This window comes from Mesoflavibacter sp. CH_XMU1404-2 (assembly GCF_037029465.1).
Taxonomy (GTDB): Bacteria; Bacteroidota; Bacteroidia; order Flavobacteriales; family Flavobacteriaceae; genus Mesoflavibacter.
Map to the genome: position 1 here is coordinate 146,009 of NZ_JAYMEM010000030.1, position 2,653 is coordinate 148,661.

Sequence of the window (2,653 nt, forward strand, 5' to 3'; positions counted from 1 at the left end):
CTGTTCAGATGCTAACGAAGCATTTGGAGATAGTAATGCAGATGGAGGCGACACAGGAGTATACGGTACAGATCCAGCAACAGTTGATGCTAATGGATTAGTAACCACAGCAGCTTATAATACAGGAACAGTAGCTGCAGTAACTACAGCAGACACAGATTTAGATAGTGATGGATTAGTAGGCGTATGTGATTTAGATGATGATGGCGATGGAAACCCAGACACAACAGATCCAAATACAGGAGTACCTACCACATCACCAGATTCAGATAATGCAACAGGCGGAATACCAGTTACAACACAAATTCTAGCCAACGATGATTATTTAAATGATGGCGATGTAAATAACTTAGGTACAACAACAATAACAGATGCAGGAACAGGCACAGCAACAGGAACAATTAGTTTTGATGCTACTACCGGTGAATTAACATATACACCAACCTTAGCAGAAGGCGGAACAGTAGTAACAGTAGATTATACGGTATGTAATGATGCCTCAGGATCTGCAATATGTACAACAGAAACAGTAACAATAACAGTAGCATATGGAGATGAAGACGGAGATGGTGTACCAGATAATTTAGACCAATGTCCAGGATTTGATGATGCAGCAGATGTAGATGGCGATGGCGTTGCAGACGGATGTGATTTAGATGATGACAATGACGGTATAGCCGATATAGATGAAAGCGCTGGAAACTTCCCAGACGGAGACGAAGACGGAGACGGTATACCAAACTGGATGGATACAACCGATAATGATCCAGGAAACACAATCGGAGACGGAAGTGCAACAATTTATACAGATACAGACGGAAACGGAATACCAGATGTATATGATTTTGATGGAGATGGAGTACCAAACCATTTAGATTTAGACTCAGATAACGACGGTATTTATGATTCTTTAGAAGCAGGAGCTACAGACAATGATAATAATGGTATTGCAGATGGTATAGATACAAATAATAACGGAGTACCAGATTCAGCAGGAACAGGAGTAACGCCAATAGACACATTATCAGATGGAAGTTTTGACTTCTTAAACTTAGATTCAGATGGCGATGGTTGTTCAGATGCAAACGAAGCATTTGGAGACAGTAATGCAGATGGAGGCGATGGTGGTTCTTATGGAATAGGAGAGCCTCAATTAGCAATAAATGCAAATGGAACAGTTACAGGTGTAGATTATACTACAGGAACAAATTTAGATGTTGTAACAGCTGGTCCTGATACAGATAGTGATGGTTTCGCTAATTCTTGTGATGATGATGATGATGGTGATGGAACACCAGATGTTTTAGATCCTAATCCTCTTACTCCTACAGCAACAGATGATGCTACAACTGCAGACGTTGGAGTGCCTGTAACAGTAAGTGTATTAGATAATGATGATTATTTAGATAATACAGATGTAAATAATTTAGGAACAACAACTGTAACTAATTTAGGAACAGGTACAGCAACAGGAACGGTAACAATCAACCCAGCAACAGGAGAAATTACTTATACGCCAACAGGTGCAGAAGCAGGAACGGACGTTACAATAGTATATGAAGTTTGTAATGATACAACAGGAACACCAATATGTTCTCAAGCTACGGTTACAATCTCAGTATCAAATTTACCTGATTCAGATGGAGATGGAGTAAACGATTACGTAGATTTAGATGATGATAATGATGGAATTTTAGATACAGATGAATCTCCAGGTTTACCTGCACCAAGTTTAGATGACGACAATGATGGCATACCAAACTATTTAGATTCAGATCAACCTGGATTTGTAGATGCTAATGGAGATGGTGTTGATGATCAGTATGATTTTGATGGAGATGGAGTGCCAAATCATTTAGATTTAGATGCAGATAATGATGGTATTTATGATGTAGTTGAAACAGGAGGAACAGATGTAAATAATGATGGGCAAGCAGATGATACAGATGGTGATTCTACAAATAATAATGGTGTGCCAAACTCAGCTAATGGCGGAACAGGAAACACACCAATAGATAGTGGTACTAATCCAACTACACCAGATTTCTTAGATACAGATAGTGACGAAGATGGATGTAGTGATGCAAATGAAGCATATAATGATGCAACAGCAGATGCTGGTGATGGAGGACAGTATGGCTCAGGAGATCCGTTAACAGTTTCATCTGGACAAGTAAATGCAAATGGTACTGTTGTTTCAGCAGCTTATAATACAGGTTCTGTTTCAGCAGTAACTACAGCAGATACTGATATTGATGGAGACGGACTTGTTGGAATATGTGATTTAGATAATGATGGTGATGGAGATCCAGATACTACCGATCCAGATCCAAACGATCCTTGTGTTTATAATGTTTCAACTCAAGTTTTAGCAGATGTAGCAGTGTCTTGGACACTTCTAGATTGTGACGGAGATGGGACGCCTAACGGAGTAGATACTAATCCAGAAGATCCATGTGAAGATGATGGTACTGTAGGCGATGAAGACTTAACAAATGCAGTTTTCGCAAATGCAGATTGTGATGGCGATGGTGTGACCAATGGTGATGAGATTGACCCAGATGGAAACGGTATTGATGATGGAAACGGAACAGATTGGAATAATCCATGTGATTACAACGCAGCAGATGTTACATTAACACAAGGCGGTCCA

The 2,653-nt window shown here is 39.7% G+C and carries 1 protein-coding gene; it reads left to right on the forward strand.

What is annotated here, in order from left to right; all coding sequences use genetic code 11:
• A partial coding sequence (locus tag WA327_RS14370) for a beta strand repeat-containing protein (RefSeq protein ID WP_407942469.1) occupies positions 1-2,653 on the forward strand: 2,653 nt, incomplete at both ends.